This window comes from Streptomyces sp. NPDC043996, from assembly GCF_056435225.1.
Genome location: NZ_JBWKEY010000017.1, coordinates 72,181 through 97,670 on the forward strand (window position 1 = coordinate 72,181; position 25,490 = coordinate 97,670).

Annotated in this window: 23 protein-coding genes; 13 read left to right on the forward strand and 10 right to left on the reverse strand. The window is 71.1% G+C overall.

Going from position 1 to position 25,490, the window contains the following annotated elements:
- Window positions 1–34 precede the first annotated feature (34 nt).
- The 8 genes from gap (at window position 35) to AC07A4_RS35370 (ending at window position 8,181) form a co-directional block, all read left to right on the forward strand.
- The gene (gap, locus tag AC07A4_RS35335; protein WP_478606924.1) at window positions 35–1,045 is read left to right on the forward strand and encodes a type I glyceraldehyde-3-phosphate dehydrogenase; all 1,011 of its coding nucleotides are present in this window, start codon (window positions 35–37) and stop codon (window positions 1,043–1,045) included.
- 117 nt (window positions 1,046–1,162) lie between these two features.
- On the forward strand, window positions 1,163–2,374 hold the full coding sequence (locus tag AC07A4_RS35340; RefSeq protein WP_478606926.1) for a phosphoglycerate kinase: 1,212 nt from the start codon (window positions 1,163–1,165) through the stop codon (window positions 2,372–2,374).
- A gap of 5 nt (window positions 2,375–2,379) precedes the next feature.
- Window positions 2,380–3,156: a triose-phosphate isomerase gene (gene tpiA / locus AC07A4_RS35345; RefSeq protein WP_478606929.1), complete on the forward strand. Its 777-nt coding sequence runs from the start codon at window positions 2,380–2,382 to the stop codon at window positions 3,154–3,156.
- 137 nt (window positions 3,157–3,293) lie between these two features.
- Window positions 3,294–3,524, forward strand: a complete 231-nt coding sequence (secG, locus tag AC07A4_RS35350; protein WP_029181151.1) for a preprotein translocase subunit SecG — start codon at window positions 3,294–3,296, stop codon at window positions 3,522–3,524.
- Between the two features lie 238 nt (window positions 3,525–3,762).
- Window positions 3,763–4,098, forward strand: coding sequence for an RNA polymerase-binding protein RbpA (locus AC07A4_RS35355; protein ID WP_003957010.1), 336 nt, complete (start codon window positions 3,763–3,765; stop codon window positions 4,096–4,098).
- Between the two features lie 182 nt (window positions 4,099–4,280).
- Complete coding sequence (locus AC07A4_RS35360; RefSeq protein ID WP_478606935.1) at window positions 4,281–5,543, forward strand: MFS transporter; 1,263 nt, start codon at window positions 4,281–4,283, stop codon at window positions 5,541–5,543.
- Between the two features lie 71 nt (window positions 5,544–5,614).
- Window positions 5,615–7,267 carry a glucose-6-phosphate isomerase gene (gene pgi, locus AC07A4_RS35365; RefSeq protein ID WP_478606938.1) on the forward strand — a complete coding sequence of 551 codons (1,653 nt, stop codon included), beginning with the start codon at window positions 5,615–5,617 and terminating at the stop codon, window positions 7,265–7,267.
- 173 nt (window positions 7,268–7,440) lie between these two features.
- The gene (locus AC07A4_RS35370) at window positions 7,441–8,181 is read left to right on the forward strand and encodes a hypothetical protein (protein WP_478606941.1); all 741 of its coding nucleotides are present in this window, start codon (window positions 7,441–7,443) and stop codon (window positions 8,179–8,181) included.
- 116 nt (window positions 8,182–8,297) lie between these two features.
- Here the strand turns inward: AC07A4_RS35370 and pgl are convergent, their stop codons facing one another.
- The 5 genes from pgl to tkt are packed head-to-tail and all read right to left on the reverse strand — an operon-like array spanning window position 8,298 to window position 15,078.
- Window positions 8,298–9,119 carry a 6-phosphogluconolactonase gene (gene pgl / locus AC07A4_RS35375; RefSeq protein WP_478606943.1) on the reverse strand — a complete coding sequence of 274 codons (822 nt, stop codon included), beginning with the start codon at window positions 9,117–9,119 and terminating at the stop codon, window positions 8,298–8,300.
- Window positions 9,116–10,306: a glucose-6-phosphate dehydrogenase assembly protein OpcA gene (opcA, locus tag AC07A4_RS35380; protein ID WP_478606945.1), complete on the reverse strand. Its 1,191-nt coding sequence runs from the start codon at window positions 10,304–10,306 to the stop codon at window positions 9,116–9,118. Before opcA ends, pgl begins: the two co-directional genes overlap by 4 nt.
- Window positions 10,303–11,826 carry a glucose-6-phosphate dehydrogenase gene (gene zwf, locus AC07A4_RS35385; protein ID WP_478606947.1) on the reverse strand — a complete coding sequence of 508 codons (1,524 nt, stop codon included), beginning with the start codon at window positions 11,824–11,826 and terminating at the stop codon, window positions 10,303–10,305. Before zwf ends, opcA begins: the two co-directional genes overlap by 4 nt.
- Window positions 11,827–11,832: 6 nt before the next feature.
- A complete protein-coding gene (gene tal / locus AC07A4_RS35390; RefSeq protein ID WP_478606949.1) occupies window positions 11,833–12,951 on the reverse strand; it encodes a transaldolase in 1,119 nt (372 codons plus the stop codon).
- A 33-nt stretch (window positions 12,952–12,984) separates the two neighbouring features.
- A complete protein-coding gene (gene tkt, locus AC07A4_RS35395; protein ID WP_478606951.1) occupies window positions 12,985–15,078 on the reverse strand; it encodes a transketolase in 2,094 nt (697 codons plus the stop codon).
- 381 nt (window positions 15,079–15,459) lie between these two features.
- Here tkt and AC07A4_RS35400 point away from each other — a divergent pair, with 381 nt between their 5' ends.
- Entirely contained in the window at window positions 15,460–16,413 is a 954-nt protein-coding gene (locus AC07A4_RS35400) for a heme o synthase (protein WP_478607347.1), read from the forward strand.
- Between the two features lie 39 nt (window positions 16,414–16,452).
- On the opposite strand, the gene AC07A4_RS35405 is transcribed toward AC07A4_RS35400, so the two are convergent.
- Window positions 16,453–17,637 carry an AMP-binding protein gene (locus tag AC07A4_RS35405; protein WP_478606952.1) on the reverse strand — a complete coding sequence of 395 codons (1,185 nt, stop codon included), beginning with the start codon at window positions 17,635–17,637 and terminating at the stop codon, window positions 16,453–16,455.
- 125 nt (window positions 17,638–17,762) lie between these two features.
- Between AC07A4_RS35405 and AC07A4_RS35410 the strand changes: the two genes are divergently transcribed.
- Window positions 17,763–18,155: a hypothetical protein gene (locus tag AC07A4_RS35410; protein WP_478606954.1), complete on the forward strand. Its 393-nt coding sequence runs from the start codon at window positions 17,763–17,765 to the stop codon at window positions 18,153–18,155.
- A 100-nt stretch (window positions 18,156–18,255) separates the two neighbouring features.
- Entirely contained in the window at window positions 18,256–19,347 is a 1,092-nt protein-coding gene (locus AC07A4_RS35415; RefSeq protein WP_478606956.1) for an amidohydrolase family protein, read from the forward strand.
- A gap of 63 nt (window positions 19,348–19,410) precedes the next feature.
- Here the strand turns inward: AC07A4_RS35415 and AC07A4_RS35420 are convergent, their stop codons facing one another.
- The 4 genes from AC07A4_RS35420 to AC07A4_RS35435 all read right to left on the reverse strand — a co-directional run bounded on the left by AC07A4_RS35420 (window position 19,411) and on the right by AC07A4_RS35435 (window position 23,112).
- Complete coding sequence (locus AC07A4_RS35420) at window positions 19,411–20,433, reverse strand: COX15/CtaA family protein (protein ID WP_478606958.1); 1,023 nt, start codon at window positions 20,431–20,433, stop codon at window positions 19,411–19,413.
- An 87-nt stretch (window positions 20,434–20,520) separates the two neighbouring features.
- On the reverse strand, window positions 20,521–21,237 hold the full coding sequence (locus AC07A4_RS35425; protein ID WP_478607350.1) for an ABC transporter permease: 717 nt from the start codon (window positions 21,235–21,237) through the stop codon (window positions 20,521–20,523).
- A gap of 80 nt (window positions 21,238–21,317) precedes the next feature.
- A complete protein-coding gene (locus AC07A4_RS35430) occupies window positions 21,318–22,244 on the reverse strand; it encodes an ABC transporter ATP-binding protein (RefSeq protein WP_478606960.1) in 927 nt (308 codons plus the stop codon).
- A 64-nt stretch (window positions 22,245–22,308) separates the two neighbouring features.
- Complete coding sequence (locus tag AC07A4_RS35435) at window positions 22,309–23,112, reverse strand: AAC(3) family N-acetyltransferase (RefSeq protein ID WP_478606961.1); 804 nt, start codon at window positions 23,110–23,112, stop codon at window positions 22,309–22,311.
- 161 nt (window positions 23,113–23,273) lie between these two features.
- On the opposite strand from AC07A4_RS35435, the gene AC07A4_RS35440 reads away from it, so the two are divergent.
- Together AC07A4_RS35440 and sufB are read left to right on the forward strand one after the other, a co-directional pair.
- Window positions 23,274–24,032 carry a helix-turn-helix transcriptional regulator gene (locus AC07A4_RS35440; protein WP_478606964.1) on the forward strand — a complete coding sequence of 253 codons (759 nt, stop codon included), beginning with the start codon at window positions 23,274–23,276 and terminating at the stop codon, window positions 24,030–24,032.
- Window positions 24,029–25,450 carry a Fe-S cluster assembly protein SufB gene (sufB, locus tag AC07A4_RS35445; protein WP_478606967.1) on the forward strand — a complete coding sequence of 474 codons (1,422 nt, stop codon included), beginning with the start codon at window positions 24,029–24,031 and terminating at the stop codon, window positions 25,448–25,450. The genes AC07A4_RS35440 and sufB overlap by 4 nt, the downstream gene beginning before the upstream one ends.
- The last annotated feature ends 40 nt before the right edge of the window (window positions 25,451–25,490 follow it).

Consider the following 25,490-nt stretch of genomic DNA (forward strand, 5'->3'; position numbering starts at 1 on the left):
TCTCAGACCGGCGTACCAACGAGGAGATCGGTTCGTGACGATCCGCGTAGGCATCAACGGCTTTGGCCGCATCGGTCGCAACTACTTCCGCGCGCTCCTTGAGCAGGGTGCGGACATCGAGATCGTGGCTGTCAACGACCTGGGTGACACCGCGACCACCGCTCACCTGCTGAAGTACGACACCATCCTGGGCCGCCTCAAGGCCGAGGTGTCGCACACCGAGGACACCATCACCGTCGACGGCCACACCATCAAGGTGCTGTCCGAGCGCAACCCCGCCGACATCCCCTGGGGTCAGCTGGGCGTCGACATCGTGATCGAGTCCACCGGTATCTTCACCAAGAAGGCGGACGCCGAGAAGCACATCGCCGGCGGCGCGAAGAAGGTCCTCATCTCGGCTCCGGCCAAGGACGAGGACATCACCATCGTGATGGGCGTCAACCAGGACAAGTACGACGCGGCGAACCACCACGTCATCTCCAACGCCTCCTGCACCACCAACTGTGTGGCGCCGATGGCCAAGGTTCTCGACGAGAACTTCGGCATCGTCAAGGGCCTGATGACGACGGTGCACGCGTACACCAACGACCAGCGCATCCTGGACTTCCCGCACTCGGACCTGCGCCGCGCCCGCGCCGCCGCCGAGAACATCATCCCGACCACGACCGGTGCCGCGAAGGCCACCGCCCTGGTCCTGCCGCAGCTCAAGGGCAAGCTCGACGGCATCGCCATGCGCGTGCCGGTCCCGACGGGCTCCGCCACCGACCTGGTCGTCGAGCTGCAGCGCGAGGTCACCAAGGACGAGGTCAACGCCGCGTTCAAGAAGGCCGCCGACGACGGCGACCTCAAGGGCATCCTCTTCTACACCGAGGACCCGATCGTGTCGTCCGACATCGTCAGCGACCCGGCCTCCTGCACCTTCGACTCCTCCCTGACCATGGTCCAGGAGGGCAAGTCGGTGAAGATCCTCGGCTGGTACGACAACGAGTGGGGCTACTCCAACCGCCTCGTGGACCTCACGGTCTTCGTCGGCGGCCAGCTCTGAGGCGCTCGGGCGCTTAGAGCAGGCACCCAGATGTGAGCAGCAGGGTCCGGACCGTTAACGTCCGGACCCTGCTGTACGTCAAGCCCCTCTGACCAGTCTGACCAGGAGTCCTTCTCAATGAAGACGATCGACGAACTTCTCGCCGGCGGTGTCGCGGGCAAGCGGGTCTTCGTCCGCGCGGACCTGAACGTTCCGCTCGACGGCGCCAAGATCACCGACGACGGCCGCATCCGCGCCGTCCTGCCCACCGTCAAGGCGCTCGCCGAGGCGGGCGCCCGCGTGGTCGTCGCCTCGCACCTGGGCCGCCCCAAGGGCGCCCCGGACCCGGCCTTCTCGCTCGCCCCCGCCGCCACCCGTCTCGGTGAACTTCTGGGCGCGGACGTCCGGTTCGCCACCGACACGGTCGGCGCGTCCGCCAAGGCCACCGTCGCGGAGCTGGCCGACGGCCAGGTCGCCGTGGTGGAGAACCTCCGCTTCAACGCCGGTGAGACGTCCAAGGACAACGCCGAGCGCGGCGCCTTCGCCGACCAACTCGCCGAACTCGCCGACGTCTACGTGGGCGACGGCTTCGGCGCCGTGCACCGCAAGCACGCCTCCGTCTTCGACCTGCCGGGCAAGCTGCCGCACTACGCGGGCTACCTCATCGCCACCGAGGTCGATGTCCTCAAGAAGCTCACCGAGAACGTGCGGCGCCCGTACACCGTCATCCTCGGCGGCGCCAAGGTCTCCGACAAGCTCGCCGTCATCGACGAGCTGCTCGGCAAGGCCGACCGGCTGCTGATCGGCGGCGGCATGGCCTACACCTTCCTCAAGGCCAAGGGGTACGAGGTCGGCATCTCCCTCCTTCAGGAGGACCAGATCCCGGTCGTCACGGAGTACATGGAGCGTGCCGAGAAGAACGGCGTCGAGCTCGTTCTCCCCGTCGACGTCCTGGTCTCCACGGACTTCCCCGACCTGAAGACGAAGGCCCCGGCCGACTTCGAGACGGTCGACGCCGACAGCATCCCGGCGACCATGGAGGGCCTGGACATCGGCCCTAAGACCCGCGAGCTGTTCGCCGAGAAGATCGCCGACGCCGAGACGGTCTTCTGGAACGGGCCGGTGGGCGTCGCCGAGCACCCCGACTACGCCGGTGGTACCGCCGCCGTCGCCCGGGCCCTGCTCAACTGCGACGGCTTCACCGTGGTGGGCGGCGGCGACTCCGCCGCGGCCGTCCGTAACCTGGGCTTCGACGAAAACGCATTCGGCCACATTTCGACCGGCGGCGGCGCCTCCCTCGAGTACCTCGAGGGCAAGACGCTCCCCGGCCTCGCCGCACTGGAGGACTGACCTTAATGAGCACGCGCACGCCGCTGATGGCGGGCAACTGGAAGATGAACCTCAACCACCTCGAGGCCATCGCGCACGTCCAGAAGCTCGCCTTCGCCCTGGCCGACAAGGACTACGAGACCGTCGAGGTCGCCGTCCTGCCGCCCTTCACCGATCTGCGCTCGGTGCAGACCCTGGTCGACGGCGACAAGCTCAAGATCAAGTACGGCGCCCAGGACATCTCGGCGCAGGACTCCGGTGCCTACACCGGCGAGATCTCGGGTCCGATGCTCTCCAAGCTGAAGTGCACGTACGTGGCCGTCGGCCACTCCGAGCGCCGTCAGTACCACCAGGAGACGGACGAGCTGTGCAACGCCAAGGTGAAGGCGGCCTTCAAGCACGGCATCACGCCGATCCTGTGCGTCGGTGAGGAGCTGGAGGTCCGCGAGGCGGGCAACGCCGTCGCGCACACGCTCGCGCAGGTCGAGGGCGGCCTCAAGGACGTCCCGGCCGAGCAGGCCGAGTCGATCGTGATCGCCTACGAGCCGGTCTGGGCCATCGGCACCGGCAAGGTCTGCGGCGCCGACGACGCGCAGGCGGTCTGCGCGGCCATCCGCGGCAAGCTCGCCGAGCTGTACACGCAGGACGTCGCCGACAAGATCCGCATCCAGTACGGCGGCTCCGTGAAGTCCGGCAACGTCGCCGAGATCATGGCGAAGCCCGACATCGACGGCGCCCTGGTAGGCGGCGCCAGCCTGGACACGGACGAGTTCGTCAAGATCGTTCGTTTCACCGAGCAGTGAGCCTCCGCTTCCGTAACCAGTGAGTATGCGGTAGCGGAGATCCGTCGTACCCTTGCGGGGCCGGGCCGCGTCTCTTGGAGCGCGCGCCCCGGCCCCGTCGTCATCCAGAATCCGAGGAAGTTGGTCCAGCCGTGGTTATGGGGTTCTCGATCGCCCTGATCGTCTTCAGCCTGCTGATGATGCTGCTGGTGCTGATGCACAAGGGCAAGGGCGGCGGCCTTTCTGACATGTTCGGTGGCGGCATGCAGTCGTCGGTCGGCGGCTCCTCGGTCGCCGAGCGCAACCTCGACCGCATCACCGTCGTGGTCGGTCTGCTGTGGTTCGCGTGCATTGTCGTGCTCGGCATCCTGATGAAGGTGAACAACTGACAGCGGGCCCTGCCCGCTTGCTCCGTCACCGGAGCGCCACTCAAAGCCCCATGTTCCGTACGCGCCCGCGCGCGCGGCTTATCATGGGGCTTGCGTGTCGGGGTGGGGTGTAACTCCCAACACTGGACGCGCGTTGGGCCTTACGTAGACTGAGGCGCCCGCAGCGGAGCCGGCAGTCGACCCCGCGGCGCAGCCGCCGTTCGACACAGGCAGCACCATCACGCAGGGAGTTACGACCGTGGCAAGTGGCAACGCGATCCGAGGCAGTCGGGTCGGGGCGGGGCCGATGGGCGAGGCCGAGCGCGGTGAGTCCGCGCCGCGACTGCGCATCTCCTTCTGGTGCTCCAACGGGCATGAGACGCAGCCGAGCTTCGCCAGCGACGCGCAGGTCCCCGACACCTGGGACTGCCCCCGCTGCGGCTTTCCGGCCGGTCAGGACCGGGACAACCCGCCGGACCCGCCGCGCACCGAGCCGTACAAGACGCACCTCGCGTACGTCCGCGAGCGGCGCAGCGACGCGGACGGCGAGGCCATCCTCGCCGAGGCGCTCGCCAAACTGCGGGGCGAGATCTAGGCAGGGCGATCCGGCCGGGCACCGAAGGGTGCCCGGCCGGACCCGTCTCGCCCCGCCCCGGTGACGACGCAGGTCCGTGATGACGCAGGTCAGTGACCGCTTCCCGGCGATTGTCAGTGGTGTCCTCTACGGTTTTCCCAGTGGACGGATGATCGTGAACCACGTGACGGGCGGGGGGAGTTGTGACGGCTGCGGGTGCGGTGGAGGCCGGGGTCGGCGGGGCGCGGAGCCTCGCCTGGCGCGGTGGGTTCGGGCGGCTGTGGAGCGCGGCCGTGCTGTCCAGCTTCGGTGACGCGCTGCGCAAGGCCGCGCTGCCGCTGCTCGCCGCGTCGCTCACCGACGACCCGCTGCTCATAGCTTCCGTCACCGCCTGCGGTTATCTGCCGTGGCTCGCCTTCGGGCTGTTCGGCGGCGCGATCGCCGACCGGGTGGACCAGCGGCGCGCCATGTGGCTCGTGGACGTGGCGCGGGGTCTGATCGTGGCGGGCTTCGCCCTCGCCGTTGCGCTCGGCCACGCCTCGATCGGGCTGCTCATCGCGCTGGCCCTGGTCCTTACGACCCTCCAGACACTGTTCGACAACGCGGCGACGGCCCTGCTGCCCGCGCTGGTGGACCGCGCGACGCTGGGCAGTGCGAACGCGCGACTGCTGACCGGGCAGCAGTTCGCGGGCGGCCTCCTCGCCGCGCCCGCGGTGCCCTTCCTGATAGCGGCGGGCCCCGGCGTTCCGTACGCGGCGGACGCGGCGACGTATCTGGTGGCGGCCGCCCTCGTGGCCTCCCTACGGGTGCCCGTGCCCGAGCACCCGCCCAGATCCGCCGGGGCCACGCTGCGGTCCGACATCGCGCACGGCCTGCGGGCCCTGTGGCGGGACCGGACGCTGCGGAGGCTGTGCGCGGCGACCGCGGTGGGCAACGTCGGCATAGGCGCGCTCCTGGCCACCCTCGTCGTCCTCGTCACCGGCTGGCTGCACGCGGGCCCGGGCGCCTACGCGGCCGCCACGACGGCGTACGCGGCCGGGAGCCTGGTCGGCGGCGCGCTCGCCGGATGGCTCGCACGGCGGTTCGGGCGCGTCCGCGGTGTCCTCGCCGCCGGAACGGCCCAGATCGCGGCGCTCGTCGCGATGGGCACGGTCCGTGACGTCGCCGCCCTGGTGGTGAGCATGACGCTGTTCGGAGCCATGGGCATGGTGTGGAACGTCAACACCCACACCCTCATGCAGGAGCGCGCGCCCGCCGCCATGCTGGGGCGCATCAGCGCGGCGTTCCGGACGCTCGCGGTCGCCGGGGCGCCGCTCGGGGCGATGCTCGGCGGGGGCGCGGCCGCGCTGTGGGGCCCGAACACGCCGATGCTGCTCGCGGCCGTCCTGTTCGCGCTGTCGGTCATCGCGCTCACCCCCGCGCTTAAGTCGGCCGACAGCGGACAGACAGCTCAAACCGCACGCTGATCAACTAGGTTGGGAGAGCAGCGGGGCGTACGCACGGTACTCAGGTTGCACGAGAGAGGGCTGAAGTCCAGATGAACGCAGTTGGCCGCACCAGGCTCCACCAGATGGCCGAGTGGACGGCCCTGGCCAAGCACCGGGAGCAGGTGGGGGAGGTGCGGCTGCGGGAGCTGTTCGCGACCGACCCGGGCCGCGCGGAGCGTTACACCCTCCAGGTGGGTGATCTGTACCTCGACTATTCCAAGCATCTGGTGACGGATGAGACGCTCGCGTTGTTGCGTGATCTCGCTGTGGCGACTGATGTGTTCGGGTTGCGGGATGCGATGTTCCGTGGTGAGCGGATCAACAGCACGGAGGACCGTGCCGTGCTGCATACGGCGTTGCGGGCGCCCGTTGGTGCGGTGGTCGAGGTGGATGGCGAGGACGTGGTGCCGGGTGTGCACGCGGTGCTCGACCGGATGGCTGTGTTCGCGGAGCAGGTCCGCTCCGGGGCGTGGACGGGTCACACGGGTAAGCGCATCAGGAACATCGTGAATGTCGGTATCGGCGGGTCGGATCTCGGTCCGGCGATGGCGTATGAGGCGTTGCGGGCGTTTGCCGACCGTGATCTGACGGTGCGTTTCGTGTCGAATGTGGATGGTGCTGATCTGCATGAGGCGGTGCGGGATCTGGATGCGGCGGAGACGCTGTTCATCATCGCCTCCAAGACGTTCACGACGATTGAGACGATCACGAATGCCACGTCTGCGCGGGAGTGGCTGCTGACGGAGTTGCGGGCTGATCAGAGTGCGGTGGCCAGGCACTTCGTGGCGTTGTCGACGAATGCCGGGAAGGTCGCGGACTTCGGGATCGACACGGCGAACATGTTCGAGTTCTGGGACTGGGTGGGGGGCCGGTATTCGTTTGACTCCGCGATCGGCCTGTCGTTGATGATCGCGATCGGTGCGGACCGGTTCCGGGAGATGCTGGAGGGCTTCCGTCTGGTTGACGAGCACTTCCGGACGGCGCCGGCTGAGGCGAATGCGCCGTTGCTGCTGGGGTTGTTGGGGGTGTGGTACGGCAATTTCCATGATGCGCAGTCGCATGCGGTGCTTCCGTATTCGCACTACTTGTCGAAGTTCACGGCGTACTTGCAGCAGCTGGACATGGAGTCCAATGGCAAGTCCGTGGACCGGGACGGCGAGGCGGTGGCGTGGCAGACCGGTCCGGTGGTGTGGGGGACGCCGGGGACGAACGGGCAGCATGCGTACTACCAGTTGATCCATCAGGGCACGAAGGTGATTCCGGCGGACTTCATCGGCTTCGTGAAGCCGGTCGGCGATCTGCGGCCGGGTCTGGTGGCCCAGCATGATCTGCTGATGGCGAACTTCTTCGCGCAGACGCAGGCGCTGGCGTTCGGCAAGACGCCGGAGGAGGTGCGGGCGGAGGGTGTGCCGGAGGAGCTGGTGGCGCACAAGACGTTCCGGGGTGACCATCCGACGACGACGATCCTCGCGCGTGAGCTGTCACCGTCGGTCCTGGGCCAGCTGATCGCGCTGTATGAGCACAAGGTGTTCGTGCAGGGGGCGATCTGGAACATCGACTCCTTCGACCAGTGGGGTGTGGAGCTGGGCAAGGTCCTTGCCAAGCGCGTCGAACCCGCCCTCACCGAGGGCGCGGACGTGCCGGGTCTGGACGCGTCGACCACGGCCCTGGTCGCCAAGTACCGGGAGCTGCGCGGGCGTTGAGTCACACGCGGGAGCCCCCGGGCCGTGCGAAGGGCTCGGGGGCTCCCGCAACCCGCAGCGTGTGGCGCTCGGGGGATTCCCGTAGGGACCGGAGCATTCCGGCGCGCCCACCGGGCGCCGTCGCCTACGATCCGGGCATCGACTGCTCGCAGTGCCATCGGGGGAGGCATCGCATGCGCCGCACCGGAACCATGAACAGGGAGCACTCGCCGCTGTGGCCCAAGGAAGCGGCGCAGTGGGCCTTCGCCCCCGCCTGGCTTCCCGACCCCGTCGACCCGCTGGTGGAGGACCTCAAGCGCTACCGGGTCATCGCGGGCCTGATCGCGGCGTGCGGCGTCTACACCGTCGTGGCCGGGGGCTTCGACATCTCGGAGGCGCTGGAGAACCTGGTCGTGGCCTCGCTGGTGCTGCTGATCGTCACGCCCCTGACCGTGGGCGGGATGCTGTTCGTCTGGCGCCGCAGCGGCCCCCTGGCCACCCTCAAGGGTCCGCTGCTCGCGTCGCTGCGGCTGCTGCTCGGGTTCATCGCGGCCGTCATCGGCACCGTGCTGCTGCTCGGTCAGGGAGCCGGTATCGCGGGCCCCGCCCTCTTCGTCGTGGCGCCCGTCGTCTTCTGGCTCATGGCCTTCGTCGTCCGCGCCGCCGTCCAGATCAACCGCAACTTCTTCGGCACCGCGGCCGTCCACCGCTGTCTGCCGCCCCTGCTCGCGACGGTCACGACCTGGCTGATGGCCCTGCCCGACCTCGTCACCGGCGATCTGCACGGGCTCGGCCTGACCATGGGGGCGGTCTTCATCCTGGGGGCACCCGTGACGGTCACCGGCATCGCCCTCTTCGAGGTGCGTCGGCTGCGCCGCTTCCACGGCATCCGGCTGCTCGCCCACCCTCATGTGCGGGGCAACCCCTCGGGGTGACACGAGCCGGGGTGACGAAAAGGGGCTCCCGCACCGGTGAAGGATGCGGGAACCCCTTGACGAGAGAGCCGCGAGCGGCCTGGGAGCCGCGCGAGTCGCGCGTGGTCCGGCGTGGGTCAGGGCGACGCCGGGGGATAAAGGTCCCTCGGCAGTTGCGACGCCGCTGCCGCGTCCAGGAGCCACAGGGTGCGCGAGCGGCCGTACGCGCCCGCTGCCGGGGCCTGGATCTCGCCCGCGCCGGACAGGGCGATCGCCGCCGCCTTCGCCTTGTCCTCGCCCGCCGCGAGCAGCCACACCTCGCGGGCCGACCGGATCGCGGGGAGGGTCAGCGAGACACGGGTGGGCGGTGGCTTCGGCGCGCCGTGGACTCCCACGACCGTGCGCTCGGTCTCGCGGACCGCGGGCAGCTCCGGGAACAGCGAGGCCACGTGCGTGTCCGGACCGACGCCCAGCATCAGGACGTCGAACGCGGGCACCCGGACACCCCCGGTGGCCGCCGACTGATAGTGCTCGGGGCCCGCGGCCGCGGCGAGCTCCGCGGCGTAGGCCGCCGCTGCCGCGTCCGCGCCGTCCCCGTCGGCACCCACCGTGTACGGCCCGTCGGAGGCGGGCATCGGGTGCACGCGCGCCGGATCGAGCGGCACCGAGTCGAGGAGCGCCTCGCGGGCCTGCGTGTAGTTGCGCTCGGGGTCGCCCTCCGGCAGGAACCGCTCGTCGCCCCACCACAGGTCGAGCCGCGACCAGTCCACGGCGTCGCGCGCCGGGGCCGAACGCAGCGCCGCAAGGAGGCCGTTGCCGTTGCGGCCGCCCGTGAGGACCACGGAGGCGAAGCCGCGGGCGGCCTGGGCGTCGACGATCTTCGTGATCAGGCGGGCCGCGGCGGCCTGCGCCATCAGTTCCTTGTCGCGGTGGACGACGAGCTGCGGAGCCGTACTCACTTCGCGGCCGCCTTCTTGGCCGGGGACTTCTTGGCGGGAGCGGCCTTCTTCGCCTTGGAGTTCGAGCCGCGGTCCGCGCCCGACCGGCCAGAGGCGGACTCCGAGGCGCCCGACGCGGAGCCACTCGACGCGGAGGCGTCCGGTCCAGCGGCGCCCGATCCCGAAGCGTCCGAAGCGTCCGCCGAAGCGCCAGCAGCGCCCGACGCGCCCGCAGCGCCCGCCCCGGTTTCCGGTGCCTCCGCGGGCACCGTCGTCCGTGCCGTCTCCCCGAGGCGGTCCACGCCGAACCGCAGCGCCGACGCGTACGTGTCGTCCGGGTCCAGGCGCCGCAGTTCCTCCGCGATCAGCTCGGACGTCTCGCGGCGCTTGAGCGCCACCGCGCGGTCCGGCTGCCCCTGGATGGAGAGCGTGGCCAGCGAGCCGTCCGCGCGGTCGAGCACGATCGGGCCGCAGTTGGTCTCCATGCGGACGCCGGTCAGGCCCGGGCCCACCGACCGCGTGCGCTTCACCGGCACGGAGAGCCGGTCGGCGAGCCACATCGCGAGCAGTTCGACGCTCGGGTTGAACTCCTCGCCCTCCACCTCGGCGGCGGTGACCTCGCAGGTGACCTGGTCAAGCGCGGCCGCGAGCATCGAGCGCCACGGGGTGATCCGGGTCCACGACAGATCCGTGTCACCGGGGTGGTAGGCCTCGGCGCGCGCGGTCAGCTCCTCGATGGGCTGCTCGGCGGCGTAGGTGTCGGTGACGCGGCGCCGGGCCAGCGCGCCCAGGGGGTCCTGGGCGGGGTCCAGCGGGGCGTTCACCGGCCACCACACGACCGTCGGGGCGTCGGGAAGCAGCAGCGGCAGGACCACCGACTGGGCGTGGCCCAGGACCTCGCCGTACAGCCGGAGCACCACCGTCTCGCCGGTGCCCGCGTCCGCGCCGACCCGCACCTCGGCGTCCAGGCGCGACTGGGTGCGGTCGCGGGGCGAGCGCGAGACGCGCTTGATGACGACGAGCGTGCGCGACGGGTGCTCCCGCGACGCCTCGCTCGCCGCCTTCAGGGCGTCGTACGCGTTCTCCTCGTCGGTGACGATGACGAGGGTGAGGACCATGCCCACGGCCGGGGTGCCGATCGCGCGGCGGCCCTGGACGAGCGCCTTGTTGATCTTGCTGGCCGTGGTGTCCGTGAGGTCGATCTTCATGGCCGACGCCAGCTCCGTCCGTCTCGTGCGAGCATTTCGTCCGCCTCGACCGGGCCCCAGGTGCCGGCCGGGTACTGCGCGGGCTTGCCGTTGGTGTCCCAGTACTCCTCGATCGGGTCGAGGATCTTCCAGGACAGCTCGACCTCCTCCGTGCGCGGGAAGAGGTTGGCGTCGCCGAGCAGGACGTCGAGGATGAGCCGCTCGTACGCCTCCGGGCTGGACTCCGTGAAGGACTCGCCGTACGCGAAGTCCATGGACACGTCGCGGATCTCCATGGACGTGCCCGGGACCTTCGAGCCGAAGCGGACCGTGATGCCCTCGTCGGGCTGGACGCGGATCACGATCGCGTTCTGGCCGAGTTCCTCCGTCGCCGTGTGGTCGAACGGGGAGTGCGGGGCGCGCTGGAAGACGACGGCGATCTCGGTGACGCGGCGGCCCAGGCGCTTGCCGGTGCGCAGGTAGAAGGGGACGCCCGCCCAGCGGCGGTTGTCCACCTGCAGCTTGATCGCGGCGTAGGTGTCGGTCTTCGACTGGGGGTCGATGCCGTCTTCCTGGAGGTAGCCGACGGCCTTCTCGCCGCCCTGCCAGCCCGCGGAGTACTGCCCGCGCACGGTGTCCTCGCCCAGGTCCTTGGGCAGCCGCACGGCGCCGAGGACCTTGGCCTTCTCGGCGACCAGCGCGTCCGCGTCGAAGGAGGCGGGCTCCTCCATGGCGGTGAGGGCCATCAGCTGGAGCAGGTGGTTCTGGATGACGTCACGGGCGGCGCCGATGCCGTCGTAGTAGCCCGCGCGGCCGCCGATGCCGATGTCCTCGGCCATGGTGATCTGCACGTGGTCGACGTACGACCGGTTCCAGATCGGCTCGAACATCTGGTTGGCGAAGCGCAGCGCCAGGATGTTCTGGACGGTCTCCTTGCCGAGGTAGTGGTCGATCCGGAACACCTGGTCCGGGTCGAAGACCTCGTGCACGATCGCGTTCAGCTCCCGGGCCGACTGCAGGTCGTGCCCGAACGGCTTCTCGATGACCGCGCGCCGCCAGGAGCCCTCAGGCGCGTCCGCGAGGCCGTGCTTCTTCAGCTGCTGGACGACCTGGGGGAAGAACTTCGGGGGCACCGAGAGGTAGAAGGCGAAGTTGCCGCCCGTGCCCTGGGCCTTGTCCAGTTCCTGGATCGTGGCCTTGAGCTGCTCGAAGGCCGTGTCGTCGTCGAAGTTGCCCTGGACGAAGCGCATGCCCTGGATGAGCTGCTGCCAGACCTCCTCGCGGAAGGGCGTGCGCGCGTGCTGCTTGACGGCGTCGTGCACCTCCTGCGCGAAGTCCTCGTCCTGCCACTCGCGGCGGGCGAACCCGATGAGGGAGAAGCCCGGCGGGAGCAGGCCGCGGTTGGCCAGGTCGTACACGGCGGGCATCAGCTTCTTGCGGGACAGGTCGCCCGTGACGCCGAAGATGACCAGGCCCGACGGCCCCGCGATGCGCGGGAGCCGTCGGTCCGCGGCGTCACGCAGCGGATTGCTGCTCGACACAGTGGGTCAGCCTTCCGAGGGGGTGAGGCGCTTCAGCTCCGCCTCCGTCGACTTCAGCAGGTCGTTCCAGGACGCCTCGAACTTCTCGACGCCCTCGTCCTCGAGGAGCTGCACGACCTCGTCGTAGCTGATCCCGAGCTTCTCGACGGCCTCGATCTCGGCGCGCGCCTGGTCGTACGTGCCGGCGATCGTGTTGCCCGTGATCCGGCCGTGGTCGGCGGTGGCCTCCAGGGTGGCCTCCGGCATCGTGTTGACCGTGCCCGGGGCGACCAGGTCGTCCACGTACAGCGTGTCCTTGTACGCCTTGTCCTTCACGCCCGTCGACGCCCACAGGGGGCGCTGCTTGTTGGCGTGCGCCTTGTCCAGGGCGGCCCAGCGGTCCGAGGCGAAGACCTCCTCGTACGCCTCGTAGGCGAGCCGGGCGTTGGCGAGGGCGGCCTTGCCGCGCGCGGCCTTGGCCTCGTCGGTGCCAAGGGCGTCGATGCGCTTGTCGATCTCGGTGTCCACGCGGGACACGAAGAACGACGCCACCGAGTGGATCTTGGCCAGGTCCAGGCCGCGCTCCTTGGCCTTCTCCAGGCCCGCCAGGTAGGCGCCCATGACCTCGCGGTAGCGCTCGAGCGAGAAGATCAGCGTCACGTTGACGCTGATGCCGAGGCCGATGACCTCGGTGATCGCCGGGAGGCCCGCCTTGGTGGCCGGGATCTTGATCAGCGTGTTCGGCCGGTCCACCAGCCACGCCAGCTGCTTGGCCTCGGCGACGGTCGCTGCCGTGTTGTGCGCCAGGCGCGGGTCGACCTCGATGGACACCCGGCCGTCCTGGCCCTCGGTGGCGTCGAAGACCGGGCGCAGGATGTCGGCGGCGTCGCGGACGTCCGCCGTCGTGATCATGCGGATGGCTTCCTCCACGGTCACCTTGCGCGCGGCGAGGTCGGCGAGCTGCTGCTCGTAGCCGTCGCCGGACGAGATGGCCTTCTGGAAGATCGACGGGTTGGTCGTGACGCCCACGACGTGCTGCTGGTCGATCAGTTCGGCGAGGTTGCCGGACGTGATGCGCTTGCGCGACAGGTCGTCCAGCCAGATCGCGACGCCTTCGTCGGAGAGGCGCTTGAGTGCGTCTGTCATGGAATTACATCTCCTACTAGTCGTATGGGGGCGTCAGCGCTGCGCGGCGGCGAGCGATTCCCGGGCCGCCGCGGCCACCGCGTCGGCGGTGAAACCGAACTCGCGGAACAGGACCTTGCCGTCCGCCGAAGCGCCGAAGTGCTCCAGGGACACGATGCGGCCCGCGTCACCGACGTACTTGTGCCAGGTCAGCCCGATGCCCGCCTCGACGGCCACGCGCGCCTTGACGGACGGCGGCAGGACGCTGTCGCGGTACCCCTGGTCCTGCTCCTCGAACCACTCCACCGACGGCATCGAGACGACCCGCGTGGGCACGCCCGCGGCCTGCAGCTGCTCGCGCGCCTCGACGGCGAGCTGCACCTCGGAGCCGGTGCCGATGAGGACGACCTCGGGGCTGGCGCCCTCGGCCTCGAACAGCACGTAGCCGCCCTTGGCCGCGCCCTCGGTGACCTCGCGGTCGTACGTCGGCACGCCCTGACGGGTCAGCGCGAGGCCGTGCGGGGCGCCCTTGCCGAACACCTTGGTGTAGCGCTTGAGGATCTCGCGCCAGGCGACGGCCGTCTCGTTCGCGTCGGCCGGGCGGACCACGTTCAGGCCCGGGATGGCGCGCAGCGTGGCCAGGTGCTCCACCGGCTGGTGGGTGGGGCCGTCCTCGCCCAGGCCGATCGAGTCGTGCGTCCACACGTACGTCACCGGCAGGTGCATCAGGGCCGACAGGCGTACGGCGTTGCGCATGTAGTCGGAGAACACCAGGAACGTGCCGCCGTAGATACGGGTGTTCCCGTGCAGCGCGATGCCGTTCATCTCCGCGGCCATGGAGTGCTCACGGATGCCGAAGTGGATCGTGCGGCCGTACGGGTCCGCCTCCGGCAGCGGGTTGTCCGCAGGGAGGAACGACGACGTCTTGTCGATCGTGGTGTTGTTCGAGCCCGCGAGGTCGGCGGAGCCGCCCCACAGCTCGGGGACCACCGCGCCGAGCGCCTGCAGGACCTTGCCGGACGCGGCACGCGTCGCGACGCCCTTGCCCGCCTCGAAGACCGGGAGCTTCTCCTCCCAGCCCGCGGGCAGCTCACCGGCGGCGATCCGGTCGAACTCGGCCGCGCGCTCGGGCTGCGAGGTGCGCCAGGCGGCGAAGCCCTTCTCCCACTCGGCCTTGGCCTCGCGGCCCCGGTCGAGGGCCTCGCGCGCGTGGGCCAGGACCTCGTCGGCGACCTCGAAGCTCCGCTCCGGGTCGAAGCCGAGGACGCGCTTGGTGGCCGCGACCTCCTCGTCGCCGAGCGCCGAGCCGTGCGCGGCCTCGGTGTTCTGCGCGTTCGGGGCGGGCCAGGCGATGATCGAGCGCATCGCGATGAAGGACGGCTTGTCGGTGACCGCCTTGGCGCGCTGGATCGCCTCGTACAGCGCCCGCGGGTCGAGGTCGCCGTTCTCCTTGGGCTCCACGCGCTGGACGTGCCAGCCGTACGCCTCGTAGCGCTTCTCGGTGTCCTCGGAGACCGCGGTCTCCGTGTCGCCCTCGATCGAGATGTGGTTGTCGTCCCACAGCAGGACCAGGTTGCCGAGCTTCTGGTGCCCGGCCATCGACGACGCCTCCGCGGAGATGCCCTCCTGGAGGCAGCCGTCACCGGCGATGGCGTAGACGAAGTGGTCGAACGGGGACGTGCCGGGGGCCGCGTCCGGGTCGAAGAGGCCGCGCTCGTAGCGCGCGGCCATCGCCATGCCCACGGCGTTGGCGACGCCCTGGCCGAGCGGGCCCGTGGTCGTCTCGACGCCGACCGTGTGGCCGTACTCCGGGTGGCCCGGGGTCTTCGAGCCCCAGGTGCGGAACGCCTTGAGGTCGTCGAGCTCCAGGCCGAAACCGGCGAGGTAGAGCTGGGTGTACAGCGTCAGGGACGAGTGGCCCGCGGAGAGCACGAACCGGTCGCGGCCCGTCCAGTCGGCGTCCGCGGGGTCGTGCCGCATCACCTTCTGGAAGAGGGTGTACGCGGCGGGCGCGAGGCTCATGGCCGTACCCGGATGGCCGTTGCCGACCTTCTGTACGGAGTCCATGGCGAGGACGCGGGCGGTGTCAACGGCCCGCTCGTCCAGATCGGTCCACTCGAGGTCTGTGGTGGTCGGCTTGGTGCTCACCCTGAGTCAGGGCTCCTCTCCACATGTCGAATGCCGGCGGCGTACGCATCACACCGGCCGCTGTCGAGCCTACCCCTGTGAGAACGTGCATTTTTTCGAGTCATTCCAGACTGCCGGGAGCGCTCGGTATCCGCCTCCTGAACGGGTGATAGCGCATTCACCATGTGAATGCGGGACCGCTCATCTGGTCGTGTCCTCCGGGTGCCGTAACGCGCCCCGCGCCCCCTCGGGAACACCCCTCGTCTGGCCCCTCAACACGAACCCACCCCCGCGAAGGGCGAGGTATGGGCAACGTCTACAGTGGCGTGGTACGCGCGAGCCTTTACCGGATCTTCATGTCCGAACGTCTGCGGTGGGCTCGCTGGGATGTCTCTGTCAGGGGTGTGCGTGACGGCCGTTGAATCCCGTCCAGTGGGGACGCTCGGGACGAGCCAGAGCCCGAGCCACCGGCCGTTCGGGGCCCGAGTCAAGGCGTTCGTGGCGCTGACCAAGCCGCGGATCATCGAGCTGCTGCTGATCACCACCGTTCCGGTGATGTTCCTCGCCGAGCAGGGGGTGCCCGACCTGACGCTGGTGTTCATCACCTGCCTCGGCGGCTACCTGTCCGCGGGCGGCGCCAACGCGCTGAACATGTGGTACGACCGCGACATCGACGCCCTGATGGAGCGCACGTCGCAACGCCCCCTCGTGACGGGGATGGTCAGCCCGCGCGAGTGCCTGGTCTTCGGCATCACGCTGGCCGTCGTCTCCACGCTGCTCTTCGGCTTCGCCGTCAACTGGCTGTCGGCCTGGCTCTCGCTCGGCGCGCTGCTCTTCTACGTGGTCGTCTACACGATGATCCTGAAGCGGCGCACCTCCCAGAACATCGTCTGGGGCGGCATCGCGGGCTGTCTGCCCGTCCTGATCGGCTGGTCCTCGGTGACCAACTCGATGTCGTGGGCGCCCGTCATCCTCTTCCTGGTGATGTTCTTCTGGACCCCGCCGCACTACTGGCCGCTGTCGATGCGCGTCAAGGAGGACTACGCGCGCGTGGGCGTGCCGATGCTTCCGGTCATCGCCTCGAACAAGGTCGTCGCCCGGCAGATCGTCCTCTACAGCTGGGTGATGGTCGCCGTCTCCCTGCTGCTGCAGCCGCTCGGCTACACCGGCTGGTTCTACACGGCCGTCGCCCTCGCCACCGGCGGCTGGTGGCTGTGGGAGGCGCACGCGCTGCAGAACCGCGCCAAGGCGGAGTCCACCGGCGCGAAGCTCAAGGAGATGCGCCTCTTCCACTGGTCCATCACCTACGTGTCGCTGCTGTTCGTGGCGGTCGCGGTGGACCCGTTCCTGCGCTGAGGCGCTGAGGCGCTGAGGCGGCGCCCCCCGGTTCACGGCTCAGCCCCCGTCGCCCGCGAGGCGGCGGGGGCTTCGTGCTGTCCTGGCGGCCCGGCCGTCCCGGAGTTTCAGGTCCTGGAGATTCAGGTCCTGGAGGTACAGGTAGCCGTCCGTGTCGGTGCTGGCCCGCCGTCCGGTGCGGAACCAGCCGTCCCGCAGCACCGCGTCCGTGGCCCGCTTGTCCCTGAGGTACCCGTCGAAGAGCTGGGGACCGCGCACCCACAGCTCGCCGCGCGCGACGCGGACGTCCGCGTCGGGGGCGGGCACGCCGCAGGTGTCCGGCCTGGCGCGGATGTCGGCGTGGTCCAGGGCCGCGATGTCACCCGCCTCGGGCGTACTGAGGAAGGCGCGGACCCGGGCGCCCGGAGTGACGGTGCGGATCGCCTCCAGGAGCCGTGGCGGCGCCGCGGGCCCCGGCGTCTCGGTGTCGGCGAGGCGCAGGGTGGCCAGGTGGTGCGGCGCCGCGTCGAGGACGCCCTGCCACGTCGCGGGCGGGCACACCAGCCGCTCCGCGCGGTGCTCCCGTACGGCGGCGCACAGGGCCGGGGGGTCCGGGCGCGCGGTGAGCACCACGGTTCCCCGGGCCCGCCACTGCCTAAGGACCGCCGTCCACATCGCCCAGTGCCCCGCGGGGAACCCGCACACCAGGACGCCGGGCGGCTCGGGGCGGCACCCGGGATGGGCGCGCGACACGCTCGCGCGGTGTGACAGGACGACGCCGCGCGGGCGCCCCTCGCCGGTGTAGAGCACCACATGGGGGTCGTGCTCCTCCGGGGCGCGCCGCGGCGCTTCCCCCGGCGCGCCGGTCATCAGGTCGGGCAGTACGACGTGACGTGTCTCCGAAGCGGCGGCGCACCGCTCCCGCTCGGCGTCGGTCACCAGGAGCCGGGGCCGGGCCGCGCGCACGATCCCGGCGGCCGCGGCGCCCGGAGCGACGGGGACGAACACCATCCCGGCGCGCGCGGCCCCGGCGAACAGGGCCAGGGCGTCGAACGAGGCCCCCGCCAGGCAGGCCACGCGGTCGCCGCGCCGGACTCCGCGCGCCGCAAGACCCGCGGCGGCCCGGTCGGCCGCGGCGTCGAGCTCGGCGAACGCGTGCGCGCGCCCGTCGAGCACCGCGGCCGCGCGGCGCGGGGCGGCACGGGCGGCGGACCGCAGGACCTCGCCGACCAGCAGACCGGGCATGCGCTCGTCCTACCACGGGGCGCCGCGCGGGGGAACGGCCGCGCGGCGCCCACCGTGCGACCGTGGCCGAGACCACGCCCCCCAGGCGTCGCCCCACGATCTACCCGTCGGTAGCATCCTGTGCCATGGCAGACACGGAGCAGGGCACCCCCGAGACGGCCGGATCCGGCGAGCGGACGGCCGAGGCGGCCACGGCGGCCAAGGACGCCGCGCGCGCCGAGCGCAAGGCCGCCAAGCTGGCCAAGCTGATCACCGCGTTCGCGCGGGCCCACGGCGGCGCCGAGGGACAGGTCGCGTACCTCGGGCAGGAGGGGGCCCGGATCGTCCTCGTCGGCGCGGACGGCGGCTGGGGCGACCTCGTGGCGCCGACCCACGCGATCGCCCTGAGCGCCGTGGAGAAGTCCGGGATCACCGTCCACGACGACTTCGACGGCGAGTTCGCCGCCAAGGTGACGACGGGCCCGTACGAGTGGAAGCGCATGGCGGGCATCCAGATCGGCGGCCGCGCGGGCGGATGAGACGCGCCCGGGGCGGGCACGGAGTGACAAGGCGAGCAACACCTGACGCCACGGTCACCCGTTAGGACCGTAGGAGCACGGTCCACGCAGGGGAGCCAGGATGATCGAAACGCCGTCCCTGGTGGACCAGCACTGCCACGGCGTCCTGCGCACGGAGCTGGGGCTCGGCACCTTCGAGGCCCACCTCGGCCGGGGCGAGGGCCCGCCCGCCCCCGGCACCACCTTCTTCGACACCCAGACCGGCTTCGCCGTGCGCCGCTGGTGCCCGCCGCTGCTCGGGCTCGAACCGCACTGCCCGCCCGCCCGCTATCTGGCCCGCCGCCGCGAGCTCGGGGTCCTGGAGTCCGGGCGGCGCCTGCTGCGCGGCAGCGGCATCACCACCTACCTCGTCGACACCGGCCTTCCGGGTGACCTCACCGGGCCCGGCGAGCTGGCCACCACGGGCGCCGCCGACGCGCACGAGATCGTCCGCCTGGAATTACTCGCCGAGCAGGTCGCCGACACCTCCGGCACCGTCGACTCCTTCCTCGCCAACCTCGCCGAGTCCGTGCACGGGGCCGCGGCCGGGGCCGTCGCCTTCACCTCCGTCGCGGGCGGGCGCCAGGACGACCCGCTGCCGCCCGAGCCGCCGGGGCCCGGCGAGGTCCGCGGCGCCGCGGACCGCTGGCTGGCCGGGCGCCAGGTGGGCGGCGAACTCGCCGACCCGGTGCTCCTGCGGCACCTGCTGTGGATCGCTGTGGCCTCCGGGCTGCCGCTCCAGCTCCACACCGGCGCCAGTGACCCGCAGCGCTCCTTCGGGGGCTTCGCCCGCGCCACGGCCGGGCTCGGCACCGACCTGATCCTCCTGCACGGCTACCCGCACCACCGCGCGGCGGCCCACCTCGCGGGCGTCTTCCCGCACGTGTACGCGGACCTCGGCCCCGCCCTCGTGCGCACCGGCGCCCGCGCGGCCGCCGTCCTCGCCGAGATCCTGGAGCTGGCCCCCTTCGGCAAGCTCCTGTTCTCCAGCGGCGCGCAGGGCCTGCCGGAGCTGCACGTGGTCGGCGCCCAGCTGTTCCGGGAGTCGCTGGGGCGCGTGCTCGGGACGTGGGTGGCCGAGGGCGCGTGGTCCCTCGCGGACGCGCAGCGGGTGGCGGGGATGATCGCGGCGGGCAATGCGCGGCGGGTGTACGGGCTCACCGGCGCGGACTGAGGGCGCGGGTCCGGAGGCCGAGCCCGGCGGGCGGGCTCGGCGGTGAGGCGGAGCGGGCCGCCCTCAGACTCCGGCGCCGACGGCCGACGCGGGCTGCGCCGGGACCTCCGCCGATCCCTCGGGCCGCTCGCGCAGCGCGAGGAGCACCCGCAGGGTGCCGATCCACACCAGGCACGAGCCCAGCATGTGCGAGGCGACGAGCACCTCCGGCAGGTCCGTGAAGTACTGGATGTAGCCGACCCCACCCTGCGCGAGCAGGATCAGGAACAGGTCGCGCGTCCGGTCCAGCGGGCCGCGCGGGGCGTCCACCGCCTTAAGGACGAACCACAGCGCGAAGGCCAGCGTCACCACGATCCAGGCGAGGACGGCGTGCAGCTTGCTGACGCCCTCCCAGTCGAGGCCGAGGGCGCCGACGTCCATGCGCGGCACGTCGCTGGAGTCGCCCGCGTGCGGGCCCGCGCCCGTGACGACCGTGCCCACCGCGATCAGCAGCACGGTGACCCCGGTCAGCACCCACACGAGCTGCGCCACCGCCTTGCCGACCAGCGGCCGGGGCTCCGCGTCGCCCTCGCGGGTGCGCTGCCACGTCGCCGTGGCGACCGCGATCAGGGCCGTGGACAGCAGGAAGTGCGCGGCGACCGTGTACGGGTTGAGGCCGACGAGGACCACGATGCCGCCGAGCACCGCGTTGCCCATGACGATCCAGAACTGCGCCCAGCCGAGCCGGGTCAGGCTGCGCCGCCACGGCTTCTGGGAGCGGGCGGCGATGATCGCGAAGCCGACGGCCGCGCACAGCACGTACGTCAGCATGCGGTTGCCGAACTCGATGACGCCGTGCAGGCCCATCTCGCTGGTGGCGGTGAGGGACTCGTCGGTGCACTTGGGCCACGTCGGGCAGCCGAGGCCGGACCCGGTCAGGCGGACGGCTCCGCCGGTGACCACGATGACCACCGCCATCACCAGGGCGACGAGGGCCGCGCGCTGGACGGTCCGGGGTGTCGGAGTCCAGCGTTCCGCGATGAAGGCGAGCGGGTTGCGCGCGGCTTGAGCCACGTCGGCTCGGGTCACTTTTGGCACGGGCCCCATCGTAGGGGGCCGCTTGTGCACGGCTTCACGAGGGGGACGTATCCGCTGAGACTGTGATGCCGATTACGCCCCACCGGGCCCCCTGGCTCACTCCCAGCGGAAGAAGCGCGCCGCCGCGCCGAGCCCGAGCACCGCCCACACCGCGAGGATCAGGGCGTCGCCCCACGGCATCGCGGCGCCGTCCTGGAGCACGTCGCGCAGGCCGCCTGAGAGGGCGGACACGGGCAGCAGTGCGAGCGCGGACTCCACGCCCGCGGGGAACTTGTCCAGCGGCACGATGACGCCGCCGCCGACGAGCAGCAGCAGGAAGACGAGGTTCGCCGCGGCCAGCGTCGCCTCCGCCTTCAAGGTGCCCGCCATCAGCAGGCCGAGGCCGGAGAACGCGGCCGTCCCGAGCAGCAGGAGGGCTACGACGGCGAACGGGTTGCCGTGCGGCGACCAGCCGAGCGCGAAGGCGATCGCCGTCAGGAGCGCGATCTGGAGCACCTCGGTGACCAGCACCGACAGCGTCTTCGCGGTCATCAGCCCCCAGCGGGGCAGCGGCGAGGCGCCGAGCCGCTTGAGCACCCCGTAGCGCCGCTCGAAGCCCGTCGCGATGGCCTGCCCGGTGAACGCCGTCGACAGGACGGCGAGCGCCAGGACGCCCGGGGTGAGGAAGTCGACCGCCTTCCCCTCACCGGTGTCGACGACGTCGACGGCGCTGAAGAGCACCAGCAGCAGGGTGGGGATCACGACGGTGAGCAGCAGCTGCTCGCCGTTGCGCAGCAGCATCTTCGTCTCGAGGACGGCCTGTGCGCCGATCATGCGGGGCAGCGGCGCCGCGCCCGGCCTGGGGGCGTACGTCCCGGGCGTACCGGCGGTGTCGGTGGTGTTGGGGGCGCTCGTCACGACCGCAGCTCCTTACCCGTGAGCTCCAAGAAGACGTCCTCCAGGGTGTGCCGTTCGACGGAGATCCGGTCCGGCATGACGCCGTGCTGGGCGCACCAGGAGGTGACGGTGGCCAGCAGCTGGGGGTCGACGGTGCCGCTCACGCGGTAGACGCCCGGGGTGAGCTCGGCGGCGGCCGAGTCCGGCGGCAGGGCCTTGAGGAGCGAGCCGACGTCGAGACCGGGCCGGCCGGTGAAGCGCAGGGTGTTCTCGGCGCCGCCGCGGCACAGCTCCTCGGGGCTGCCGTGGGCGATGACCCGGCCCGCGTCGACGATGGCGACGTCGTCGGCGAGCTCCTCGGCCTCGTCCATGTGGTGGGTCGTGAGGATCACGGACACGCCGTCGGCGCGCAGGTCGCGGACGAGGCCCCAGGTGGCGTGGCGGGCCTGGGGGTCGAGGCCCGCGGTCGGCTCGTCCAGGAAGACAAGATCGGGGCGGCCGACGACGGCCAGGGCGAGGGCGAGGCGCTGCTGCTGGCCGCCGGAGAGGCGGCGGTAGCTGGTGCGGCCGCAGGACTCCAGGCCGAGGCGGGCGATGAGGGCGTCGACGTCGAGCGGGTGGGCGTGCAGCTTGGCGACGTGCCGCAGCATCTCGTCGGCGCGGGCGCCGGAGTAGACGCCGCCGGACTGGAGCATCACGCCGATGCGCGGGCGCAGCGCGGCGGCCTGGGTGACCGGGTCGAGGCCGAGGACGCGGACGGTCCCCGCGTCCGGGGCGCGGTAGCCCTCGCAGGTCTCGATGGTGGTGGTCTTCCCGGCCCCGTTCGGGCCGAGCACGGCGGTCACGGTGCCTGCGCGGACGTCCAGGTCGAGGCCGTCCACCGCGGTCTTCGTCCCGTACCGCTTGACCAGGCCGTGGACCTGGACGACGGACTCAATTCCCATGACGGGAAGTCTAGAGAGGGCCACAGGGGCCCCGGCCCCCGGCCCCGAAGGCCGGGGTCCGCGCTCAGGCGGTGGGCGGCCGGTGCTCCGCGAGCCAGCCCTCGGCGTACGCGACCGCGTCCGGCAGCGAGAAGAGGCGGGCCGTGGCGGCCCCGACCCGGCCCCGCGTCACCGGGCGCTCCTTCTCGAAGGCCGCGCCCAGCTCGTCGAAGCGCTCTTCGGAGATGGCGGGTTCGCGCACCGTCAGCCAGCGGCGCCCCTCGTCCGTCATGAGCGCGAAGGAGTTCTCGACCAGCGGCGCGGGCAGGCGGTACTCGGCCAGGTGGAAGGCCGTGCACGCCTCGAACCCCGCCCCCAGGAGCAGCACGCGCGCGCCCGCCGCCTCCAGGGCGGCCAGCGGGCTGCGCTCGCCGAGGCGGCAGTCCAGGGCGTGCTCGGCGAGGAGCTCTCCCGCGCGCGGGCCGACGGCCGCGAAGGACGTCTGCGGGTGGGCGCTGCGCACGACGCCGGGCCAGGTGCGCACGGTGTCGGGGACGGCGCCGACGCCGCGCAGGCGCGCGGTGCGCGGGTCGTAGGCGGGCATGGCGTCGCGGATCGCGGGCCACCACTCCTTGGGCACGGGCGGGTCTTGCCACTCCGCGGGGTCGGAGTTGTCCGAGGAATGGGTGGGCACCACCAGAGTGCCCTCGTCGCCGAGGGCGTCGAGCAGGGCGAGGACGACGGCTTCGGCGCCGCCGCAGACCCAGCCGAGCGAGCTGAGCGAGGTGTGGGTGAAGAGCGTGTCGCCCCGCCGCACGCCGAGCGCGCGCAGCTCGTCCGCGAGGGTGTCACGCGTGCACAGAGGGCCGGTCAGAGGGGGTTTCACCATGCCTCAGGAGTGTTCTGGAAACTGTTCGGAAGTGCCACTGATTTGATCGGCCGGTGATCGTTTTCGCAGGTCAGCTTAGGTTTACCTAAGTGATGCATGGCACCGTCGAGTGATCCGGACGCGGCTTGTCAGGCTCTGAGGAATTACGCAACAATGGCGTTGTGAAAAACGTTGGCGAGGCTTCGGAGGTCCCCCAGGGGGCCCCTCAGGAAGAGCTCGCGACCGGTGAGCGGTCCACGCGCAACCGGGTCGCGCGCTCCATCCTGGACCACGGCCCGTCCACCGTGGCCGATCTCGCGGCCCGCCTCGGCCTGACCCAGGCGGCCGTCCGCCGCCACCTCGACGCCCTGGTCCAGGAGAACGTGGTCGAGCCCCGCGAGCAGCGGGTGTACGGCGCGCGAGGGCGCGGCCGCCCCGCCAAGGTCTTCGCCCTCACCGACTGCGGCAGGGACGCCTTCGACCAGTCGTACGACCAGCTGGCCGCCGACGCCCTGCGCTGGATCGCCGAGCGGCACGGCGAGGAGGCGGTCGCCGACTTCGCCCGCGCCCGCATCGCCGAGCAGGCCGAGGCCTATCGCGCGGCCGTGGACGCGGCGCCCCCCGAGGCCCGCACCCAGGCGCTGGCGAAGGCCCTGAGCGCGGACGGGTACGCTGCTACGGCGCGTAGCGCCCCGGTCGGCGAGCAGCTCTGCCAGCACCACTGCCCGGTCGCCCACGTCGCCGAGCGGTATCCGCAGCTGTGCGAGGCGGAGACGGAGATCTTCTCCCAGCTGCTCGGGACCCACGTCCAGCGGCTCGCCACCATCGCCCACGGTGACGGCGTCTGCACGACGTTCATCCCGCGCGGAGACCTTCCGCACAGCACCCCACAGACCACCAACCACGCATCAGCAAGCACGGCCGGGAGGAACCCCGCATGACTCTCCCCACGGAGACTGCCCACCCTGAGCTCGAGGGCCTGGGCAATTACGAGTACGGCTGGGCCGACTCCGACGCGGCCGGTGCCGCCGCCAAGCGCGGTCTGAGCGAGGACGTCGTCCGGGACATCTCGGCCAAGAAGTCCGAGCCGGAGTGGATGACCAAGCTGCGCCTGAAGGGCCTCCGGCTCTTCGACAAGAAGCCCATGCCGAACTGGGGCTCGGACCTCTCCGGCATCGACTTCGACAACATCAAGTACTTCGTGCGCTCCACGGAGAAGCAGGCGGAGTCCTGGGAGGACCTGCCCGAGGACATCAAGAACACGTACGACAAGCTCGGCATCCCCGAGGCGGAGAAGCAGCGCCTGGTCGCCGGCGTCGCCGCGCAGTACGAGTCCGAGGTCGTCTACCACCAGATCCGCGAGGACCTGGAGGAGCAGGGCGTCATCTTCCTGGACACCGACACCGCCCTGAAGGAGCACCCGGAGCTCTTCAAGGAGTACTTCGGCACGGTCATCCCCGTCGGTGACAACAAGTTCGCGTCGCTGAACACCGCCGTCTGGTCCGGCGGCTCGTTCATCTACGTCCCCAAGGGCGTGCACGTCGAGATCCCGCTCCAGGCCTACTTCCGCATCAACACGGAGAACATGGGCCAGTTCGAGCGGACGCTGATCATCGTCGACGAGGACGCCTACGTCCACTACGTCGAGGGCTGCACGGCGCCGATCTACAAGTCGGACTCGCTGCACTCCGCCGTCGTGGAGATCATCGTCAAGAAGGGCGGCCGCTGCCGCTACACGACGATCCAGAACTGGTCGAACAACGTCTACAACCTGGTCACCAAGCGCGCCGTGGCCTACGAGGGCGCGACCATGGAGTGGATCGACGGCAACATCGGCTCCAAGGTGACGATGAAGTACCCCGCCGTCTACCTGATGGGTGAGCACGCCAAGGGCGAGACCCTCTCCATCGCCTTCGCGGGCGAGGGCCAGCACCAGGACGCCGGCTCCAAGATGGTCCACATGGCGCCGAACACGTCCTCCAACATCGTCTCCAAGTCGGTGGCCCGAGGCGGCGGCCGCACCTCCTACCGCGGCCTGGTCGAGATCGGCGAGGGCGCGCCCGGATCGAAGTCCAACGTGCTGTGCGACGCGCTTCTGGTGGACACCATCTCCCGCTCCGACACGTATCCGTACGTCGACGTCCGCGAGGACGACGTGTCCATGGGCCACGAGGCGACCGTCTCCAAGGTCTCCGAGGACCAGCTCTTCTACCTGATGAGCCGCGGCCTCACCGAGTTCGAGGCGATGGCGATGATCGTGCGCGGCTTCGTCGAGCCGATCGCCAAGGAGCTCCCCATGGAGTACGCCCTGGAGCTCAACCGGCTGATCGAGCTGCAGATGGAGGGCGCGGTCGGCTGACCCGCCGCCGTTCCAGCAGCTAGCGGCCCAGCGGGCCGAG